Origin of the sequence: Xenorhabdus siamensis (assembly GCF_037996745.1) — a bacterium.
Taxonomy (GTDB): domain Bacteria; phylum Pseudomonadota; class Gammaproteobacteria; order Enterobacterales; family Enterobacteriaceae; genus Xenorhabdus; species Xenorhabdus indica.
Genome location: NZ_JBBMXE010000021.1, coordinates 55,055 through 78,244, shown reverse-complemented (window position 1 = coordinate 78,244; position 23,190 = coordinate 55,055). Strand labels below are relative to the sequence as shown.

Here is a 23,190-nt window from a genome sequence, read left to right as displayed (position 1 = left end):
CAGATAAAAGTACGTTTAGCTGCTTATGCTATCCCTCACTAAATCTATCCCTCACCAAATAAAGTGCCACACAGTTTTTTATGCTCTAAAGATTTTCCATAGGAAAATTTAATGAGTTTTCGAGACTTTTTTTGAGTTTTTCTGTTGGCACAAATCGTAAGGACAGATCTCTTTTTAAACGGTGAAAAATACGATCCTCTTGCTCAGTTTCACTCAGCATTCTTGATGTATTAACGAACATTTCAGCCCTTGGAATACGAATTTTTTCGTATTGACGCAAAGCAGAAATTGGATCTGACTGCTGCCTGAATACATGCCCTAAAACAGCAGCGTCTTCAATAGCCATACCTGCACCTTGACCAAGGCTTGTCAACATAGGATGAGCCGCATCACCTAAAAGCGTAATTCTGCCTTTTCCCCAGAGGGGAGAAAAAGGCCTATCTTGTGCAGAGACAGAAATGATATTTTCGGATGGAGTTTGTGAGATAATATCAGAAACAATAGACGGCCATCCCTCATAATATGTCAGGATGTCTTGATTATTTCCTTGCCATTTGCGGGCCTGCTCAGTATGCATGTTTGCAGTTCCCCACCAGTATACTTCACCTCCATCTATATCAATCAAACCTATTCGTTTTCCTGCTCCCCAATAATGACCAACGTAACCAGGTGTTATCTGCGGATGTTGATAACGAGTAATAGCTAACCAACAGATATAATCGGCTGAACGAACTGGCTTATTTCCTTGGATATATTCGCGAACAAAAGAGTAGATCCCGTCAGCACCAATGAGCAAATCTCCATGTGCTTCTCTGCCATCGGCAAAACGGACAGAAATACCATCATCCCTCTCGGAAATTTCGGTGACCTTAGCGCCGACATGGATAATATTCTTATCAAGTTGTTGTAGCAGAGCTTCCTGCAATGCCTTACGTGATATACAAACACTATCGAATCCATTAGAAGACGAGATTTCAGGTATTGGTAATTTGCGTATTAGGCGATCTCGGACATTCCTAATTTCAAAGCACTTAATGGGAGCACCAAAGTGCTCCAATTTCAGATTAATACCGATAGAGGATAAGGCAGCAACAGCATTAGACATTACAGACAAACCTGAACCTGCTGTACGTAAAGTTGGAGCCTGTTCATAAACTTCAACAACACAGCCAATGCGCTGTAACACTATGGCAGCCGTTAAACCACCAATTCCTGCTCCAATGATAATCACTTTTAATTGACGATTCATACTTCCTCCGAAACCAATGAGGCTTGTTTTGTCGGGGAGAACGCTCTCATTTCTCGAAGGATTGTTTTTGCAACTTCCTCCACATAAGGCTCTTCCATAATTTCCAAATGATCACCTGGCACATCAATAACATTGATACGGCCCGTTGTCTTACTCTCCCAACCATTTTTAGGATCGCGATACTCACTTCTTACCGTATCATGCATAGAACGTAATACTTCAGGTAATGGACTCGTTGCATGTAATAGCGTCATATTGATATCTGCCTTATAAGCAGCATAATCTGTAGCCGCTTTCCAATTGGTTTGATACACGTCAAATAATCTTTGTACGACGGACCGAGAACTGCCTTGTGGAATGACTCCTGTGGCAATTGCATGCTCTGTAATGTATTCGAATCGTTCCTGTAAAGAAGTTATATGCTGCGGTACAATCTGCTCAGGGAGAGTCGCTCCTTCATTAATCCACAATAATTCCCAGAAAAACCATCGCAACAGTGCTTCCTCATTCACTTTTTCCTGAGACTCTATGTTATCCATGTTAAGAGCAACCGTATCTAAGATGAAAAGATTTGCGACTTCTTCTCCACACTCTTTCAATTGACGCGCCATCTCGAATGCGACAAATCCGCCGTAAGACCAACCTCCGATTGAATATGGTCCATGTGGCTGGATTTGACGTATGGCCTCCAGGTAATTTGCCGCTTGTTCTTGTATACTGGTCAATGGCTTAGAACCTGCGTCCACGCCGTAAGCCTGTAACGCATAGAAAGGTTGATCCTTGGGGAAATACTTCACTAACCGTAAGTAAGATAATACATTGCCCCCCATTGGATGGACAAAAAACAATGGCCGTTTATGATCTCCAGTACGCATGGGAACAAGAGGACTGAATTTGGGATAGCCTCCTTTTTCTCTGACATGCACAGCTAACTGTGCGACAGTTGGGTTACTAATAAAAAGGGACAAAGGAATGCTGACACCGAAATGTTTATCTACCAAAACGACCATTCTCATGGCTGTCAATGATGTACCACCATTATCAAACAAATTTTGATGGATAGATAAACTGGGTATTTTCAACAAATCCGCAGCCAGATCACACAAGACTTGCTCATAGTTGTCTCGAGGAGCAATATCTTCTACATCATTATGCCCATGTATGATCCGCATATTACGTAATGCCGCATCATCACGTTTCCCACCAGGGGTCTTAGGCAGCGATTCTACCCACTCTATTTGGGAAGGGAGCATGTGCTTAGGGAGCATTTCAGATAAATGTTGTTGTACGCGCACTGTGAATGCTTCGTTTTTTTCTCCAATCAGGAATGCGACCAGAAAACCATCATTTTCGCCACGTTGTTGAACGACAACAGCAACGTCTTTCAGTACTTCATCAGCATCAGGTGTACTCAATATCGCTAATTCTATTTCCGCCAGTTCAATACGATAACCACGAACTTTAGCCTGAGTATCCTTGCGGCCTAAATAAAGAATATTGCCATCCTTAAGCTTCACACCCAGATCACCAGTACGATACAGTGGCTCATCATCGTCTTTGAGCATAATAAAGCGTTCTGCGGTTAGTTCTGGCTGACGGTAATAACCTAGCGCGACCGGTAAACCACGAACGTAAATTTCACCTTGTTCACCAGAAGCGACTTCCTCTAATTGACTGTTAAGGAGCACGACATCTGAATTGGTGATACTTTTACCAATAGGAGGAAGTGCGGGGAAAGACTTTGGAGCTCCCTCCATCGTAAATGCTGTGATGACATGCGTTTCCGTTGGGCCATATTGGTTCTCAAGAATACCGTTATTTATTTGACCAACAAACAGACGAATATCTTCTGTAACCCGAAGTTGTTCACCGGATGAAATAACCACTTTCAAGTTTTTTGGGTAAGTGTTCAGTGCGACTGCTGTTTCAGCCAATTGTTGCAGTGCAACGTAAGGCAGGTAAATTCTTTCTGTCTGGTAGTTATTGATAATATGCAGTAACTGCAAAGGATCACGCCGTTCATCTTCACTAATAAGGTGTAATTCGCCGCCAGAAGTCAGTGTAGAGAAGATTTCCTGAAATGAGACATCAAAACTCAACGGTGCATACTGTAAGGTAGAACGAATATTCTTACCCGTATGCGTTTCATTCTGCCAGACAATCAAATTCGACAGGCTGCGATGTGGCATTGCCACGCCTTTGGGTTTGCCCGTTGAACCGGAGGTAAACAGTAAATAAGCCAGATGCTCAGGGGCTATTTCGCTATCCGGTATATGTGTATTACCGTTTATCAATGTGTCTACCCTTATGGTCGGGACTGTCACCATGTTGAGTAATGTATCGGACTTATCATTAACAATTGCCAATATCGGCTGAGCCTGTTCCATCATTGCTTCAATACGCTGAGCTGGATAACTCAGATCCAATGGTAAGCAGACTCCACCTGCTCTCATTACACCAATCAGTGATGCAACAAGTGTCGGAGAACGTTCGAGAACAATAGCAACTGGTGTATTTTGAACAACTCCCTTAGAAATCAGTTCAGAAGCAATTTTACCGGACTCTGACCAGAGTTTTTCATAACTCCATTGCATACTATGATAACGAATCGCGATTGCATCAGGTTGTTCCCGTACATTCTGCGCAATCATGTCCAACATTGATATGAATTTTGAGGATGGTATTTCCTTTCTTCTTTGTGTGAGTGGCTGGCTTAAGGTTGCCGGCTGATCACCACTACTGACCATTCTGTCCAATATGGTCATATAAGTGTCCATATAGGTGTCAGCCTGCACTTGTGAGAAAACATTGCCGTCAAAATCACATCGTAAATAATGTTGGCCGGTGATGAAGTCAGTCATGACATTGAACAGTATTTCAAAATTAGTTTCTTCCCACGGATCAAACCCGATGAGGGATAAATCAGGACCACCAAATATTTCTGTTAATATATGGAATCGAATGTAATTAAACGCAGAACTTATTTTCGCACCTTCACCTGCTACTTGCTGAATAGCATTAAGTGGGTATTTACGGTATGGGGCATGACGCTGTTCAGCGCTAAATACAGCGTGGATACACTCTTTCCATGTTTTGTTCAATGCAGAGAAACGCACAGGGAGTGTATTAAGAAACAAGCCGAGCGTTTGCTCTGAATTTTGCGCATCCGGTCTTCCATGAGTGACTAATCCAGTCGCAATTTCATCCTGAGCAGTAATCTTGGCCACAGTTAAACAATGCGCAGCAAAGAATACTGATTTAATAGAAACATGTTCATGCTGTACTAAGATCGCCAGCTTTTTTTCAATTTCTTTTGGAATAATTGCCTTTTTTGAGAAATTTCGATTTTCTGGCAAACTTTCATACAATCGGTAGCTGGAAAATTGGGTTCGGGGAAGCCGACTAAACATGTTCTTCCAAAACGCTCGATGTTCCTGATCTTGTAAAGCATGGAGTTCATCTTGTATATACAAAGCAGGTGATGGAATTGCATCAGTTTCAGAAAAATATATTCCCTCATTCAAGTAACGAAAAAAGAGTTCACGTATTAAATTTGCCACACTACCACCATCCAGCAGGGCATGATGGAAACTGAACACCATCTCTATAGTGTCTGCGGTCTTGAATAAGCTGATGTGATATAATGGCGCACGATCAAATTGGTAGTCTTGACGGCTGTTTTTCTCCATGTGCTCTTTGATAACGTGTTCAGTCTCAGCCAATGTCAATAAACTGAGATCCTGAATCTCTATGGCATTATCAAGATAGATACTGTGATTGATGATTTGCAAAGGTTCGCTGAAATCGGCCAGGTTAAAGTGTGAACGAAGAGCAGGATGACGTTGGATAGTCGCTGCTGCACTTTTACGAAAGATTTCAGGTTCCCACTTTCCTTTCAAGCTATAGCGGAAAACATCTTTATAAGTGGCCAGGCTTTTACTCTGCTGGCTATGATATATCAGGCCAAGTTGGAGCTGGGTGACAGGGAATGCATCCTCATATTGAGAAAGTGCTGCCCGCTCTTTTTCTTTGATCAGTGCGAAAGGAGATAATTCAACGGTTCTTTGAATTTTACGGTCGAAGTCAATTTGTTGGCTCAACTCGGCTATCGTTAGATACTGTGATAATTCAGAAAGAGTGACATTTATTCCCACCTTTTCAGCATCAGAACGCACTTTCAACATTAAGATTGAGTCACCGCCTAATGTATAAAAATTATCCTGCACACTGAGTTTTTCAATCTTTAATACCCGTTTCCAAATCTCTGCTAGTTGATATTCTGTTTCTGTCTGAGCATCATCATGGTGACTCAAAACTTCTGTTTCCGCCAATGCGCCAAGCGCCCCACGATCAACTTTACCGTTTGGTGTAAGAGGAATATAAGGAACCCGGAAAAATTTCAGAGGAACCATGAAATCAGGTAAAAATCCCAGTAAAATTTTGCGTAGGTTTTCAGAAGTAAAATTCGGGTTATTTGCTACATCATTATGAGTTATCACATAGTATGCGCAAAGATAAGTATCACCATTATGGTTCTTTTGTGGTAAAACTTCCGCCTGACTAATTCCCTGAATATGCTCAAGTGTGTTTTGTACCTCTCCCAACTCGATACGATTACCTCTGATTTTTACCTGATTATCAATTCTTCCCAAATATTCGATGCTGCCGTCAGATAACCACCTTGCTAAATCCCCTGTACGATACCAGCGCTCACCCCCATCCAAAATGAATTTTTCGGCAGTTAATTCTGGCCTATTGTGATAACCACGGGCCAATCCAACACCACTAATCTGCAACTCACCAGCGATACCGATAGATTGCCGAGTACCATGCTGAGACATAATTCTCAATGAAATATTGTTGATTGGAAAACCAATGGGTACTCGCTTGATCACTTCATTATTTTCAGGAATAAACTCGAAATACGATACATCAACGGTTGCCTCTGTTGGGCCATAGAGATTGATCAAAGCGGGTGCATTTAACCCAAGAGAGGAAAAAATCTTACGGAACTGATTAACCCGTGTAGCAGGTAACGCTTCACCGCTGGTGAATACACGACGCAGACTGGTTAATTTCTCTACTAACTCAGGCTCGGCTTCCAGAATATCTAAGAAAGGCTGGAGCATAGAAGGGACAAAATGCAATGTCGTCACATGATGTGTACTGATCGCTTTTATAATCTCTAAGGGGTCTTTATGAGCACCCGGTGGTAATAAGTGAACAGATGCCCCAGAAATCGACCACCAAAATAACTCCCAAACAGATACGTCGAATGAAATCGGTGTTTTTTGTAGTATCACATCCGTGTTATCCAGTGGATAACGTTCCTGCATCCATTCAATCCGGTTTACCGCTGAATAATGATTGATCATCACGCCTTTCGGTTGACCGGTGGAGCCTGATGTATAAATCATATATGCCAGAGAATCCGCTGTAGATAAGTTGTGCTGCTTTGCATTCTCTTGCGCTGAAATATTACCTCCATCAATAATGATATAAGATGGAGCAATTAAAGACTGATTAATTTTGTCGGAGATGATGACTGTGACACCACTGTCCTTCAACATGTAATCAATCCGCTCCTGCGGATAATTAGGATCTACGGGTAAATAGGCAGCACCTGCTTTTAATACCGCAAAGATAGCCGTTAACATATCCGTGCTGCGATCCATCAAGATGGCAACGATATCTCCTTTCCTCACCCCCTCTTTCAGTAAAACCGTCACCATATTGTCGATACGGGTCTGAAACTGAGTATAAGTAAGTGCAGGCTGATCGCCAGAATTTGCGATAGCGACGGATTCCCCGTGTAATGAAACCTGATTATCAAATAACGTTGATAAAGTTTCTTGCTGCGAGAATTCTACGATTGGCCCTTGCTCAAAAAGCGCCAATTGAGCCATTTCTTCTGCCGAAGAGAGACTGACTTGTGAAACAGTTTGTGTGGGTGATGCAATCAATTGCTTGGTAATACGCTCTAAGGAAGCTGTAAATGTTTCGAATGGATAATCGTCATCGAAAATATCTGTCGCGCCAGTGATATCAACAGCGACCTCACTATTATTTCCGTAGGTATGTATGTGGATCGCAATAGCGTCATTTTCATGAGCTGTTGCCGCCGCATAGATATCTTCGTTTTTATAGGTATCACGGGAAGTCGCTGTTATAGGTGAGTGATTATAAGATACTGTGACATCAAACCCTTGGCGCTTTGTTGTCCCCATTGACTTAAGCAAACGCCCAAGAGGAATATGCTCAAACGTTTTTAGTTTTGTCGTTTCTGTTTTAATACGAGCCGCCAACTCAATAAGGGTATCCTCTGCGTTGACCTTAATAGCCAATGGCAGAGTATTCGCCCATTGGCCTGCAATATTAAGTTGATTAATACGGCGGTTGAGCAACGGGATACCTATTGTTAACTCGGTGTTATTGTGTATTCGTGATAATAAAATAGTCACCGCAGACATAATGACTTGGTAGGGATTCATCCCTTGAGAAATAGATTTATCAACATCAGCTTTAGCCAGTATATATCGATGCTGTATAAAACGAGATAAATGAGTTTTCTTTCTCCGATTAAAAAAAACGGGCTCATGGCGTTGTGTAAGCGCAATCAATTCTGTTATTTGTTGTTCTATTTCTGATTTTAACAGAATTGATTCTTGTTCAATGACTGCTGAGATATATTTCTCAGAATTATGAGACAAACCTCTCGGATTAATTTCTTCATTTTGATAGTAATCAGCAATTTTTTTTGCTAAGTAGTTTATTCCCCAACCATCACAAACAATATGATGGGCACGAATAAAAATAGCCATACCGCCATCTTTCAGATTTCGTAACAGGGCGATCTCAAGGAGTGATTTATCATCCAGATTAAAAACGCGTTCTGACCATTTTTTAAAGAGGACAGCAACATCGTCACCTTCTGCATCAATTATCTCTGCTTGGTTATCGAAAATATTTTGTATCTGCTGACTTAACACGCCCTCTTGTTCAATGATGCGCAATCGGCATGTTACATCATGACTAAGAACTTTATTAACTGAATAAAAAAGTTTTTCAAGGTTAATATTTTCTTTTAATATTTTTACGATGGATATTGTGAATTGACTACTTTCTGGATTACGTTGAGATTCATAGTAAATTTCTTTTTGATACTGAGTAAGAGGTACAACTGGTAATGTGCTCATAGCTACTGATGCTCTAATTTAGAAAGCGATATTTTATTAATTACATTCTCCTTGGCACAATATCTATTAGTTTATATTGCATTATATTTTCTCTTAAAGGTTTAATAAAACTCGGTTGAAAGTGTGCGTATCGTGCAGAAATCGATCCATCAATCGCCTGCTGCTGATATAATTCCGTTACGGTATGCAATCTTAGTTATTACTCTATCCAGAGCTATAATTAACAGCTCTGGATTTTAAAAATATGTATTCTCCACTTAATAAAAGTATTATTCACTGATCAACAAGGCCAATTCATTCCCCCTATTTAGTTCAGGCAAAACTTTCCTGATTTTGGTTTCTGGACCAGCTAAACCATTCCCATACATTTTCCAGAGCGCCATTTAACCATCCTGCATCACCATCAGCAGGTAATGTTTCCTCTATATTTCTAAATGCTTCAAAGTTGTTAGTGTCTTCTGTTCTCACATGCAGGAAAGTTTTTCCATGTGAATAAATGGCGGTACTGGAATTTTCAATTAAAGACGCCGGCGAAATATCTACATGAGTTGCAACTTCAGCTATAGTCTCAGCCGCACGCGCAGCCAAGCTGCGAAGACCAAGCGCTTTAGCTAATTTGCGCCCTGCTAGTGCGCCTTCTATCGCCGCTGTCGCAGCAATGTCACCAACCCCTTCCAGTGTTTTCTGAGACTCAGACACCTGAGAGCCCATTGCAGCCGCACTTGCGGCAATACCTGATTTAACCAAGTCATCATTTAAAACAGCGGAAACGGTACCGGATGCAATACCTACCTCAGCACCAGCTAGGATTCTGTATTCATTCGTCCGTCCCTGCCGTTTTAAAACTGGATCATTCACGCTTGTCACACCATGAGCAACAGCCGCGCTACCAGCACTTCCACCAGCCATAAAATTACCTGTCGCAGTAGACAAGTGCGCTGCTGTGCGTCCGCGAAATAATTTGGCATAAGCCTTAGATAAAGAGCGTGAAATAGGGCCAGCAAAAACACCAATAGCTCCGGCAATCGCTCCGCCAGCGGCAACCACACCAACAGCAACAGGTATTGCCAGCCCCGCACCTGACACAACACTCGCAATGGCAATCGCAACACCGACACCAACACTTATGCCCCTGAATCCACGAATAATATTCCTTTTCTGCTGTTCTGTTTTTGCTTTACTCAGCGCATAATTTAGCAATTTTTTATATGTTTTCTTATATACGAACTTTACGGCAGGCCCTGCAATCTTTTTAACCACACCTACGGGACTGAAATCAAAAGAAAAGTCAAAATCAAACGGTGATGTTAAGAATCTAGAGAATGAAGGTAGAGAAAATGATGACCAGGAAAACGATGGTCTGGAAAAACTTGGCAAAGAAAATCCATTGTTGAATATTCCACCGATCAACGTAATGACGTTGCTCATCAATGATGCACCTCCATCACTATCAACCCCGTTGACGGGATTATTGTGCACCATACTGAACATATTTAATCCATCAATAATACCGCCGGGATCTGCACTGAGCCAACGTCCTGTCCACGGCTGATAATATCGCAGGCCGTAATAATAGAGCCCGGTTGCATCTCTTTCTTTTCCTGAATATCTGTGAAACTTATAAGCTGCTTCAGTCTGGTTTCGTACAGTCCAGATTGACGTTCCTCCATAAGGATAATATTCCTCTTGGCTGATAACCTTACCGGCTTCATCAACTTCCATCGCACTACTGCCAGTAAAGTTACTATAAGAATAACGTAACTGATCACCTTTAATTTCGGCTGGCTGACCTGATACCCAGTGAAGTAGTTTGACGTGGCCCACCGTTATAATATGTAGCTCTTCATTGAGTGCATTTCCCCTGAACATCGTTCTTAATTCCAGTCCGGGAAGATAGACTGTTCGGGCTTTACGCTGAGTATTGCCATTCAGGTGTTGACTGACTTTAACCAGCCGCTGGCTGTCTTCATTATAGCGATACCATTCTTCATCCATCTCAGTGTCGCGATTCACCGAAGTTACTTGAGATAATTCTCCACGTTGATTATACGCAAGCTTCTGGCCCGGCAATAATGAGGTTTGATGTCCACCAGCATCAAACCAAGTATCTACTTGCTCCGGATCAGTGGTAAACGTGCTCAGCACAGCACGATTGTTGCGAGAAGAAACTGTCAGAGACGTTGCATGGTTATTGCGGCTACCCGATGCATTATGTTGGATTTGTGTAAGATTGTTTCCACGATCATAAGTGTAGCGACGGGTGTAATTGGTATACACATCATCACCATTGGATATCGGAATCAGTGGTGATGGAAGAGAACTTATTGAGCCAGAAAGAACCGACATTTCCCGGCCAGTGGCCCTAACCAGTTGGTAAAACGAATCATAAGTATATTGACTTTCAGGGGAAATTTTCTGGTTACGCCAGTACCGTACAGCTTGTGCATGATCGTAAACATTGACAACATTTCCTACCGGATCATATTTATAATGAAAATTCTGTAAAATTGCGGCCTCGGATGGATGATCGGATGGACGTTCAACCCGACTTTCAGACAACCGCTGAGTTTTCTGTTCATACAGATTTGTCGTTAAGATCCCATTACCATCTTTTTGGGTTAGTATTTGCCCTGCGGCAGAATAGGTCAGAGATGCAATTATATTTTTTTCTTCTCCCTGTGCAGGAGTTAACCAATGACTTTTTAACTGGCCTGCCCGGTCGTATTCATAACGCTGCTGATTGCCCATAGCATCAGTTTGTGTCAGTAACGCGCCAGTGACATCCGTTGTCATATGAGTAGTAAAACTCGCTGTGGTAAAACTAGTCGTGATAAAACTATCCTCGAAAATATTCCTGGAAAATGAAGTATTCCAATCATTGGGTGTATTTCCCTGCCAATCAGCTTCTATATCATCTGGCAATAGCTGACGGGTTATTTTTAAAGGACTTCCCAATAAAGATACGCTCTGAAATTCTTCACGTCCTGCTGTATCGTAGCGGGATACACAGGTTCCTACCAGATTATATGCCTTTTCTTGTTGACTATTTCCTGACCAAACAAAGCGTTCAACAACACTGGATTCCTGATCTGGTGCTTGTTCAGTAATACTCAGCAAGCGACCTGCCAGATGATTTTCCTCATATAAATATCGCCGCTTCACTCCCATTGCATCGACGCTGATAACTGGCCGTCCTGCAATGTCATTTAATGCCATAGCAACGCCATCATCGGCGCCTTCTGTTCGGAGAGCCATACCACTCAAACTTTGTATACTGGCCCTGTCTGGTTTTATGCTGTTATCTCTTTTCCATAAATCATATTGACGTGGTGAAAAAATCCGCTCTGGAAAGCCAGCCAGCGTATATTGACTAAAAGAAATACGTTCATCAGTTAGATCCACATTATCTGGATGTCGGTAATACTGAACCGTTCTGACGTTTAAACCACGGTTATCCATAACTACAACGGACGGGGTTTTTGAATATAGTGTCTGTGCCATTCGATGACTCCTGAAAAATGTTTCCCGATATGTTGGTGGCTAGAACATTTGTTATTGATTTACTTCCGCTGCTGTGTCGTTTTCATCCTCACTGACAACAAACCAGGGAGTAATTAACGTCCGTCGCAAATAACCTGCCGCAGTAACTACTTTCCAGACACGCCCCAGCGGGTCGTAATAGTTTGTGTCCGCGAATAGATCGCGGCGTGCACTATCATCTTTTACATATCGCCAGTCATTGAGAAAATAAGGCAGATATGTACGCAGAGGCTGACCTTTTCCGTCATATTCTGTCCTACCAGATATCACCCATCTGAAATCAGTATGTTCATTTATGGGTGCTCCAGTTTCATCCGCGATGATCGTACCGTCATCCCTTAACAACCATGCGACCCCTGCCTCATGCCTGACTGCGGTTTGTAACGTTCTTCCGAAGCCATCACTGAAAGAGATACTTTGATGCAATTGTTGTGCTGGATCGCTGTCATATCTGTCCGTCGAAATACTCAGCATATGAGGTGGGAGATGAGGATCTGTTTTTAAATTTACGGTGGGGTTTTGTAGCAGATAACGTTTAAGAGCAAGCCGACCAATGTAATTATCTTCGGTGAGTAAGTCTTTAGAGTCTGTAACTTCCGTTGTTGCCCGCAGCATCCAGCTCAGTGGATCGTATACTGCAAGCCCGGCCACAGGGATACCCGCTTTTAATTCAAGCGCTTTATCGACAAGAGAAGGCACAATAAAAGGTGTAACTTCATTTTTTGGTTGGGTGTACCCTTGCATCACCCCTTCTTCTAGTCCCCAAAATCTTACACTTGTTACTCTTCCAAGCGCATCATAAGTGGTAATAGAAATATTGTCATTGGCGTCAGTTACCATATTGGCAACGTTAAAACGGTAATCATATTGAGCAGAGGCAACCGAGCCTGTGGGGCTTTTTTCCTGAATGACAGCACAGAAATGCGTATCCCAGCCAATAAGGTTTTTACCGGTCATCAAGGTTTGACGTTGCGCCAGTGGTCGATAAAATCCTTCTGCCCCCGCAAAATCGGTGTAGCTATGGCGCCCAACCCAAACGTTGAATACATTATTATCTTGTAAAGGTGCCGAAACAGATTGCCAACCCGCATTTTCAAGCTCTTTCTTCAGCTCATCCGAACTCATTATTCCAGCAAAAGCTTTTAACGAAGTCTTAGTAAATTCAGCGGATTCTGTGTAGGCAACAAGAGGCGGAAAATCCGGTTTACCTCCAGCACCTGTATAATTCACCACCGAATGCCCCAAATAATCATCTTCCGTTCCAGGCAGTACTCCAGCATTATCAGTAGCATTGAACCATTCCAACGATAATCCTCTGTCAGGCACGATATCCTGAGAGAGTTCCTTCGCATCACTACGTGAGATCGCTGGCAATCCCGGTATCCATGATATTTCGTCAAGTAAATGGTGATATTCGTAACGCTGACGAGTTAAACGCAACAACATTTGTTGGTCGTCATAACTGCTGTCAAACAAGGTTTCTGGCAAGGTATCCGGGTATGGTGATGCTGTGGGTTTCTGCCGTCGGGGATAAGCAATGTTCAAAGTATCTGTTGGAAATCCCAACATATCACTTTTCAAAATAATTTGTTGGCTGCACTGTGGATCGACGGTAATACGCTCATATTGGTAGCTTCGTGATTCCAAAATGGATGGCCACGCTGAAGGTGCATCTGTTGATACGCCCGCAATTATTCGGATTTGCGGGCGTGATTCACTGACGGCATACGGTGTTCCTGCCAGCTCTGTCTCATCCTTCCATACACTTCACTGCGTAACGGCATCCCTTTCATTGCCCGGTTTAACCAGTACATTTCCTCTTGATTGGGAGTGATTGTAATTTCACTGTTGGTTGTAGCATCGTAGCGGGTAAAACGAGGAGTAAAATGCGCAAAAGCCTGTTCATCACCTTGCCAGTATTCGTGTGGCAACAGACTATCTAACTCTGGTATTCCCGTTGCAAACCAGCTAATGGTACGGGAAGGTGCAGGTGTTTCAGCAACTGTTCCATAACTAGCCCCCGCCTGTTCATCTGTATCCGTTTGCGTGACTCGACCGAAACCACGGTATTCCCGTTCTCGCCCGTCCCAAGCACCACGAGCATAATCACAACGGCTTGATAGTCGGTTTCCTGTCATCTCATCCAATACTTCTGTACGCCACAAGAGATGAACTGGGAATGGCAAGTAACTGGCTATCATACGCCCTTCCTCTGCTGCCTGTTGTTTTTCATCCAGCCAGAATTGAGCAGAACTGCGATAACTTAATACAGTATCACTACCCATATTGTTGTTTATCGTATTCAACAGCCAGGGTTTCTGGATTGTCATTTCCAGACGCCAGTGCTGTACGGAAATGTGTGGCACAGTCAGAATAATGCTGGTAATCCCAATCCCTTGGGTGTCTGCAATCTGGAGTTGACAGGTGTCATCAAAATGCACCCCAGATGGCAGGTCAATTTTCAACGGTGCGGCGAATCGATTACCACTTTCATTGATATAGAGCTCCATATCAGTATGACGGACGTAAATCAGGTCAGTAGTACCGGAACCGTCTATATCAGCCATATACAACCGATTGGGGTTAAAAGTTTCCCCAGTAATTTGGAAACCCGGCAGTGTCAATGGATCACCAAAACGTCCCCATCCCAGATTTGGCCAACAGCGAACACCTTCAGCAGAAATTTCTACGAGATGTTGCTGACCAGAGCCGGTCATATCACTGAATGCAACTAACTTGCGCTCATCTCTTCCGGGGATCGGCAAGGGAATAGTTCCCCTATGTTCGACATCTTGAGCTTTACTCCATCCCTCTTGGCTATCTGTCCAAAACCGTACACTATTGGGACCAATGAGTGCGAGATCGGGTAATCCTGTGCCAGTGATATCAGTCAATTGAGCTTGTGGATGAAAATATTCCACAGGAATGGAAGACAGAGGAATAAATGGCGTCCATTCCCCTTCCGGCGTCATAGCGTGGTAACCTCTAAATCCGGCGGCTGTGATCAACCAATCCAACCGTCCGTCACCATTGAAATCGATCAGCATTGCATTGCCCTGCTGAACCGGAATATGAGGTAACGGTTTTGCCGTATCATAGGTGACAGCATCTGCTTTATCTGATGCTCTGTCCCTCACTGGTGCGCGATACCACCAGGCCCCAGGAATATCCTGATAAAGCACACCGGGGATTCCCTCACCATATAAATCGACCAGTTGATAAGGTTGGAATGCATTAAAATCTTCCAACTCAGGCATCTTCTGCCAGTTCAGATTCAGATCATTTTCAAAGCGCTGATAATCGACTTCCAGTGGCGCCAGAGTAACCGGTGTACCATCGGCTTCATGTGCCAGACGACGCGCACTCAGTAACAGAGAAATACGGTTGTTCAGGTCATAATCCAGGATCAGACGGGATACCAGTGCTGGAACTTCGTTTGTGACGTTTTCTTCTGCCAGCGTCTGCAAACGGTGAAACATCAGAACTTGCCGACACAAACGGCGGGTGCGCACTTCAAAACCAAATTGATAGTGGGAAAAACAGTCTGGCCGGCACAACCACTCGCCGGCAGTATGATATTCCGGCACAGTGTAAAGGGAGGAGGAACGCTCACCATAATCAAACACCAGATGAAACAACCAAACGTCATCCGCCGGAATACCGGATTTCAGCGCGATAAATGCCGCTTCCGGGAGAATATTGCCGTAGCAAACTTTCGCCAGATAGCGCTGAGCATACATACCGGGATGCTGACGAAGTTCATCGGCATTGCAGCCTGCATTATCTTCTGCACGATAGTGATAATAAATATGTTCCCCCGTTGGGGTTACCGTCTCTTCCAGCAACCAACAGGCAATTTTTGTTGCATCTTTCGGATCGGCAATCTGAGCGTGGTTGTGTTTACCCAGTAAATGCACCTGTCCATCTGTCGCAAACATCACCCAGAACGGTGTATCCTGACCGCTCTGCTGCGGTTGCCAATACTCCAGCTTACTGAAATCACTGATAATGCGTGGTTGATAACGGGTGACGATATGCGTTTGTTGCAACGCAGTTCCCAGTAATGAAGTTGCAATACGTCGTTCTGGCTGCCCTTTTGCATCGGGAACAACAGATAACACTTCATCGGAAGGGCCGAGAAACGTATCTTTTCCTTGATATTGAGGCACACCATGAGATGTGCGCAGGCTGATTAAACCTGCCCCACACTGCCATCCCATACCAAATGCTCCATTACCCACAGCACTGCTGTAACTTAACGCCAATGCTGGAGCAACTCCCCGGCCACCAGACACCGGCAAAGGCAGTGAGAAAGACGTTATCCCATCCGGCCCAATCGCCCCCAACGACTCCCCCATTCCGTAGAGTGAACCCCCTCCTTTTGGTAACGATGGCATCTCCAGTTTCAGATTTTTTGAACTCTGCATATAACTCTCCCTCAACAGACTCTTGGAAGAGCCTGTATTTTCTGTAGTCAATTATCAGGAACGGATAGTGTAGCGAATGTGCAGAATAAGATTGATTCTGTTCAGTAACAAATCTGTACTGTACATAATAACCTCAATTATTTTATAAAAAAGATCGTCATAAATTCTAATAGTCAATATCTTGTAGACTATTACCCTATTTTTGAGCGAATCCCTCACCTTATCTAATATTAAAAAATTCAAATAAAATGTTATTTTTAAATAGCGGAATAAAATGAGTATTTTGATCAAATTTCCACTTTAAACATAGCTTGCAATTCAATTGTAAAAAAATAATACCTCAATCAATATAGATATAAGAAATTTATTTCTTTAAATACAAGGAACAAAATTAGAAATATTTTTATAACTGGTGAGTTAAAGTTCATCATGAGATTTTGTCAAGATTTTATTTTTATCATACTATATTAATTAATTAGTGCGATGTATTATAAAAAAACGCTTTCTTTTTTTATTGGAAAAATAGAATAATAAAGGTAGTATTAATTTAACAAACATTGTTGTCAATTTATGTGGCGGTGTGTGGAAGCGTTTATGAAATCGTTTTCGTTACAGTAACAACCCAGGATGAGAAAAGGGTGTATCAATAATGAAAGCTTATTTAATACAAATTACTGAGACAGTAATCTCAACTGACACATAATTAATATACATAAGATGGCCAGTTGAGGTATAATAATTAATATAACCATATTGTAATGATATTAATAAATATATCCTTCATATTTCAAGTTGCATCTCGAAATCCATAGGGTATATTTTTTATCTTATCACTTCTAGATTAATACTTATATCATTATCGTATTTTTTTCCTTTTTCAATTCTAGTATTACACTTATAATTTTGTGGTGTATTTGAACCGAGATATGTGACCTCAACTTTATCACCTATATTGACATCATAGAGAATTTCTTGTTCGTCAAAACCAGGGCTATTTGGATAATTAATATTATCATTTAATAAAGTAACCTCTATTTTATCTTCAGGCTCAGCATACTTTTGCTTCACTGCTCCACTACGTAACACAAGCATTTTATGACCGGGACTGACAACTGCATAAACAGAGACAACTTGATATTCTCTCAGTGGAGTTAAAGAGAGTTGATCAAATCCAGAACCAATAATTCGATCTTCGGTTTTATAAAAAAAACTGTATCGCCCGTGTTTATCCCAAGAACCGACTATAATAATAGGCTTATCATCATTCTTTCGATTAATAGTACCTTTCCAACCAGAAGTAGGTCCAACATTCACACTAGTAAGCTGACCTCTAGGGTTTCTTGGTCCCCTGTTTCTATCACCGATTAAAAAAGCAGAGCCTATATTTCCGAATCCTTTCCCCCCCACAACAGGTTCACGACTAAAAGTAAATAATTGCATATCTTGTGATGTATCATTCATTTTCTCTATAGACATTTTCATTTCCCCCTACAACATTTTAAGATTAATTGAATATTTTTCCTGCCCATCTATATCAATTCTTCCAACAAGAATTGATAATAATTTATCACCCCCTCCTCTATTGTTTCCGGGGATCTCTTTTGCATCTCCATAACTAAAATTATCACCTACATGATATTTAACCGCATCTTGATGTGGTGGATACCAATAGTCTTGAAAAACCCACACGTTATCGTTATTATCATCATCAGCTATATATATCTTAAGTGCTTTCCAAGACTCATCTTGACGGCCAATCCAAGGAACAACTAAATCCCCCCGCCATTCTCCAAATCCATTAATCTGAATACGTTTATTCCCATCCTCTCCATTCACTATAACAACGGTATACCTAGTTCTATTCTCGATAGTTTTAATATGTGTTTTCTTGGCCATTTTATTTTCCTTTCTAAAATATTATTTATCGATGTTAATTCACTAAATTAATATTGCATTTTCCTACAGCAGTAGGATAGATAGCGAGAGCTAATTTTTAAATCTCATTTAATATTAGATGACTGGGGATAAATGATAAATGTAATAAGGAATAAAATAAAATCCAAAGACAGAGCTATTCTGTGAATTTTTTCAAAAGTCCCCAATATCATGAAATATAATTTATTATCAATAAAACTCACCCACAATTAAATTTCATTTTACTAAAAATAAAAACATTAATACTAACTCCGTAATATAAATTTGGCGCTTGTTATCACCAAGTGTACTTTTTTTCACTCGAATTGATAAGATGGATACCCGCATGGTGTCCATCTTTTATTATGTGCATACTCTAATCATTATTTACACCAATCATAACCTTCTCTATTATCTACCGGTTAACGGAAGACAGCCACTCAGAACGAAACCATATCTGCCGGATTAAATATGCTTTTCGCTCCCAGAGCACCTTTAATCAATGGAATAACCATCGGAGAAAAGTAGGAACCCAGTGGGATAGTCAAGTGATCAATGCGGGTAAGCATGGTAAAGTCGTGGTTACGTCCGGTGAGATCATCGCTGATGGATTTGCCAATGCGCACTGTCTGTGCCACTCCATGACCACTCCAGCCATGCACTATATACACAGGGACGCTGTCACCACTTTTGCGGGCATCGGTAGCACCATTCAGGGTTAAGTCGCTGATCCCGCCCCAGGAGTATTCCAGTTCGGGATTTTCCAGATACGGGAACACGGTCTTGATACGATCTAATAAATAATTGTTCACATCACGCGGAGACCAGGAGTTTCCAGTACCCTGTCCACCGAAGAGCAGGCGGTTGTCGCGCACTGCTCGATAATAGTCTATCTGTAACTGTGTATCGTAGACTGGCAGATCTGACGGGATCAGCTTTTTGATATCCATTGACAAAGGTGAGGTTACCGCTATATAGGTGAAAAAAGGCACTGTAGTGGAAGGGCCAGAGATAAACTCATTGCTGGAACCATGCACTCCCAGTACCACCGCTTTACTTGCCCTGATAACTCCCCGCTCAGTTTCTATAACCGTACGATTAACATCCTGCCTGATGCTCATCACTTTCGTACTGTCATAAACTCGTCCTCCCAGTCTGACAAAGCCATAAACCAAGCCTCGCAACAGCGCCAGAGGCTGAACCTGTCCACCAATGTTGTCAATATTGGCACCATGATAGATACCCGAATGCACATATTCTTCCTGCAATTCATGTGGCCCAATAATCTTTGCCGCCTTATCTCCCAACTGACACCGGGCATCAGCATTAGCCACCAATGATCCCATATGACCTGGATGTATCGCTGCTGTAATGTGACCGTATTTGCGATCGCATTCAAAACCGTAACGCTCACAGAGTTCATCCACAAGATCCATTGCTTCAACTGATGCAAAACGCCATAAACGTTTAGCTTCATCGGGTGAGAATTTCTCCAGTATGGTTTCAGCTCCCCAACGGGCAATACCGGGTGTCATCTGCCCCCCATTACGGCCAGAAGCTCCCGAACCGATGCTATCCTTTTCGACTAGAATCACATCCATCCCCGCTTCAGCAAGATGCAGCGCTGTGGAAGCCCCTAGCAACCCGCCACCAATGACTACAACCTCACAACTCTGGTCTTTAGAAAAGCCCCCAAAAGCCGGCCAATCAGCCAATGCAGCCTCATAGTAGTTGGCTGGCATGGCCTTAGCCGCTATATCTCTGTGCCAGTTCCAGATACGCGGATCCAACCCCAATCGGCTGGTTCTATGCTGTGCATCCTGCAACAGCGTCGGCCGGAATCGGTCAATATTAACGGACGGATCATCGACCGCAGTTAAGATCTGGGCGAACAAAGATGTTGTGGGAAGTACAGATGAAAGCACCCCCACCCCTGCGAGCGTCGCGACAGTAGAGATAAAATCTCTTCTATTCATTGTCATTTCAGCACCCCTTTAGTGATCTGGAATCACCCGTGGATATTTTCCTGTGAGTGAATTCGGTTCTCTGAACTTTATTTATTACTGTCCGCTTGCCCTTTCAGAGCTGCAAGAGCCAGTAGGATAACAGTGCCAATAAACGGGATAAGATGTAACAGTAACCACCAAGCGCTATAGTTAATATCGTGTAGACGACGGGCATTTACTGCCAGTGCTGGCAAAAATGTGAGCAACAGATAGATAGCACTGAACCACCCCATATAAATTTCGGGATTGGCAACAGCAAACAGCCTTTCCAGGAAAGAAATGATGAGAACAGCTAAGCTCTGAAACAGAATAAAATACCAAAACTCCTTACGCCGGGCTCGCCCACTAAAACAAGCATAATTCTTTAAGACATTCAAATACCAGTACATGATTGTCCTCTCCTGTGAACCAGCGAGTTCCCCTGCTGCCATACGCATTTTGGATTTGGGGGAAAACACTGACTCACTCAGCATTACTCTTAATCTGTTAACGAAGCATGACTTAGTTAATCCATTACTTTCCCTCTTTACAATTCAGATCGAGCAGTACAGATTTCAGAATGTTGAGCGCTTCGTCAAAAACATCATTTTGTATGGTCAGCGGTGGAAGGAAGCGGATCACGTTGCCGTGTATACCACATGTCAACAAAATCAGACCACGTTCCAGTGCCTTCTGAAGCACCGCGTTGGTAAAACCAGCGTCGGGTTCCTGACTGTCCTCACGGTTAAACTCCACCGCAACCATTAGCCCAAGCCCACGCACGTCAGCTATCTGTGGGACACTCGGCCGCAGTTCATGCAGATATTGTTTCAGCCGCTCTCCCAGTTGCGTCGCACGTGCTGCCAGTTTCTCTTCTTCGATCACATCCAACACCGCATGACCAGCCGCAATCGCCACGGGATTACCTCCATAGGTTCCCCCCAAGCCACCCGGCGCCACAGCGTCCATAAGCTCTGCCCGTCCCGTTACAGCCGCCAGCGGCAATCCCCCCGCCAGTCCTTTTGCCATCGTGGTCAGATCAGCCACACCCCAAGCCACCCGGCGCCACAGCGTCCATAAGCTCTGCCCGTCCCGTTACAGCCGCCAGCGGCAATCCCCCCGCCAGTCCTTTTGCCATCGTGGTCAGATCAGCCACACCCCAAGCCACCCGGCGCCACAGCGTCCATAAGCTCTGCCCGTCCCGTTACAGCCGCCAGCGGCAATCCCCCCGCCAGTCCTTTTGCCATCGTGGTCAGATCAGCCACAACCTCATGATGTTCCATGGCAAACAGTTTGCCCGTGCGCGCGAATCCAGTCTGGATCTCATCGGCAATGAGTACAATACCGTAACGATCGGCAATTTCGCGTAGGGATTTGAGTAATTCGGGAGGCGCAGAGTAGAAACCGCCCTCTCCCTGTACCGGTTCAATAATGATGGCTGCAATGCGCATGGGATCAATATCGGTTTTGAAGAGATTTTCCAGCGCGTTCAGCGTCTGTTCCACACTGATACCGTGCTGCGCTACCGGAAACGGAATACGGTAAACGTCGCTAACCAGCGGGCCGAACCCCATTTTGTACGGCGCAACTTTGCCAGTTAATGACATACCGAGGAAGGTACGTCCATGAAAAGCACCGCTGAAAGCCACTACACCACTCCGCCCGGTAGCCGCTCGCGCGATCTTCACGGCATTTTCGACTGCCTCAGCCCCAGTAGTAACAAAGACGGTTTTCTTCACAAAATTACCCGGCACCAGACGGTTCAGTCGTTCGGCTAACGCTACATAATTTTCGTAAGGCACAACCTGATGACAGGTATGGGTAAACTGTTCCAACTGCTCTCTGGCTGCGGCAACGACGCGCGGGTGGCAATGACCAGTATTCAACACGGCGATACCAGCGGCAAAATCAATATAGCGTTGTCCTTGAACATCCCAGATTTCGGCATTTTCCGCGCGTTCAGCATAGACTTGTGTGGTTACGCCAACGCCTTTGGCAATAGCCGCGCTGCGCCTTTTAGCTAACATAGATTCAGTCATAAGTAAAAACTCCTAACTCCTGAGCAATCAGAGAAATAGGCTTCAGCAGGCAAGCGCCTTGTGTGATTCAGTGTGTGGTGACGGCAAGATCACCAGACGCAATGAAGGCATTTCACCTTCGGCCGATCGGTTAATACCTTGGCTCTTTAATAATGAACCTGAACGCACTCCCGGCACAGTCGAAGTCACAACACGTGCGTCGTCATTAATAATCAACGCTGGCTTACCGATAGCGCCCAAAACCGGCAGAAATAACCGATCCAGCGTCGACACCAGCATATCCACTGCTGCAACACCGACAAACTCCTCACCAATAAGCACTGGATGGGCTATCGTAATCGTATAGGCACCATTGCAGACATAATCCACATAAGGGCCGTCAATGATGGGAAGATGGCGACTGGCCGGCTGACGAAACCATTCAAATAATCGGAAATCCAAACGCTTATGCTGCTCCTGATTGTGCTCCAATTGTGCATATTGAATGGTATTCCCTTCCTGACGCCACCACTCCAGCGTCCAGTACCCTTTCTCTTCCCCAGCCGCTTCCGTTACCGCATAGCTGGCAAATCCTGCCCCATTACACCAAGCGTTGTTATGCAATACTTCGTGGATATGTTTTTGTAATGCTCCGCGCTGTTCCTGCGCCAATCGGATACCTTTCGTATGATATAACGGCAATTCCAATAAAATACGCGCTGTCTTATCCGCTAAGGCTGCGGTGGCTTGCTGCGCTGCGACCAAGATATCGTTCAGGATGCTCTTGGCTCGCTCTATGTGTATGTCGTGGTACATATGCCTCCCTCTTTCCTGGGATGAATGCAGCCGCGTTACCCGCGA

General features: G+C 43.5%; 11 protein-coding genes and 2 pseudogenes. All 13 read right to left on the bottom strand.

Translation table 11 applies throughout. From position 1 onward, the window contains the following. Window positions 1–85: 85 nt before the first annotated feature. On the bottom strand, window positions 86–1,249 hold the full coding sequence (locus AAC852_RS19370; RefSeq protein WP_340622400.1) for an FAD-dependent monooxygenase: 1,164 nt from the start codon (window positions 1,247–1,249) through the stop codon (window positions 86–88). Further along, window positions 1,246–8,445 (bottom strand): amino acid adenylation domain-containing protein, encoded by a 7,200-nt coding sequence (locus tag AAC852_RS19365; RefSeq protein WP_340622399.1) that lies wholly within the window; start codon window positions 8,443–8,445, stop codon window positions 1,246–1,248. The genes AAC852_RS19370 and AAC852_RS19365 overlap by 4 nt, the downstream gene beginning before the upstream one ends. 312 nt (window positions 8,446–8,757) lie before the next feature. Then, window positions 8,758–11,946: an RHS repeat protein gene (locus AAC852_RS19360; RefSeq protein ID WP_340622398.1), complete on the bottom strand. Its 3,189-nt coding sequence runs from the start codon at window positions 11,944–11,946 to the stop codon at window positions 8,758–8,760. Window positions 11,947–11,997: 51 nt separating this feature from the next. Further along, complete coding sequence (locus AAC852_RS19355) at window positions 11,998–13,680, bottom strand: toxin TcdB middle/C-terminal domain-containing protein (RefSeq protein ID WP_340622426.1); 1,683 nt, start codon at window positions 13,678–13,680, stop codon at window positions 11,998–12,000. Then, window positions 13,677–16,412 (bottom strand): SpvB/TcaC N-terminal domain-containing protein, encoded by a 2,736-nt coding sequence (locus AAC852_RS19350; RefSeq protein WP_340622397.1) that lies wholly within the window; start codon window positions 16,410–16,412, stop codon window positions 13,677–13,679. The genes AAC852_RS19355 and AAC852_RS19350 overlap by 4 nt, the downstream gene beginning before the upstream one ends. A gap of 822 nt (window positions 16,413–17,234) precedes the next feature. Then, the gene (locus AAC852_RS19345) at window positions 17,235–17,888 is read right to left on the bottom strand and encodes a hypothetical protein (protein ID WP_340622396.1); all 654 of its coding nucleotides are present in this window, start codon (window positions 17,886–17,888) and stop codon (window positions 17,235–17,237) included. Between the two features lie 12 nt (window positions 17,889–17,900). After that, window positions 17,901–18,308: a hypothetical protein gene (locus AAC852_RS19340; protein ID WP_340622395.1), complete on the bottom strand. Its 408-nt coding sequence runs from the start codon at window positions 18,306–18,308 to the stop codon at window positions 17,901–17,903. 458 nt (window positions 18,309–18,766) lie between these two features. Continuing rightward, on the bottom strand, window positions 18,767–20,308 hold the full coding sequence (locus tag AAC852_RS19335) for an NAD(P)/FAD-dependent oxidoreductase (protein ID WP_340622394.1): 1,542 nt from the start codon (window positions 20,306–20,308) through the stop codon (window positions 18,767–18,769). A gap of 71 nt (window positions 20,309–20,379) precedes the next feature. Further along, window positions 20,380–20,805: a DUF805 domain-containing protein gene (locus AAC852_RS19330; RefSeq protein WP_340622393.1), complete on the bottom strand. Its 426-nt coding sequence runs from the start codon at window positions 20,803–20,805 to the stop codon at window positions 20,380–20,382. Between the two features lie 40 nt (window positions 20,806–20,845). Continuing rightward, window positions 20,846–21,352, bottom strand: a pseudogene (locus AAC852_RS19325) (aminotransferase class III-fold pyridoxal phosphate-dependent enzyme); the annotation flags it as partial. Further along, on the bottom strand, window positions 21,351–21,449 hold the full coding sequence (locus tag AAC852_RS19320) for a hypothetical protein (RefSeq protein WP_340622425.1): 99 nt from the start codon (window positions 21,447–21,449) through the stop codon (window positions 21,351–21,353). The pseudogene AAC852_RS19325 and the gene AAC852_RS19320, both read right to left, overlap by 2 nt. A 19-nt stretch (window positions 21,450–21,468) precedes the next feature. Then, window positions 21,469–22,350: pseudogene (locus tag AAC852_RS19315) on the bottom strand (aminotransferase class III-fold pyridoxal phosphate-dependent enzyme); the annotation flags it as partial. A gap of 42 nt (window positions 22,351–22,392) precedes the next feature. Further along, window positions 22,393–23,145: a cache domain-containing protein gene (locus tag AAC852_RS19310; protein WP_340622392.1), complete on the bottom strand. Its 753-nt coding sequence runs from the start codon at window positions 23,143–23,145 to the stop codon at window positions 22,393–22,395. Window positions 23,146–23,190 lie beyond the last annotated feature (45 nt).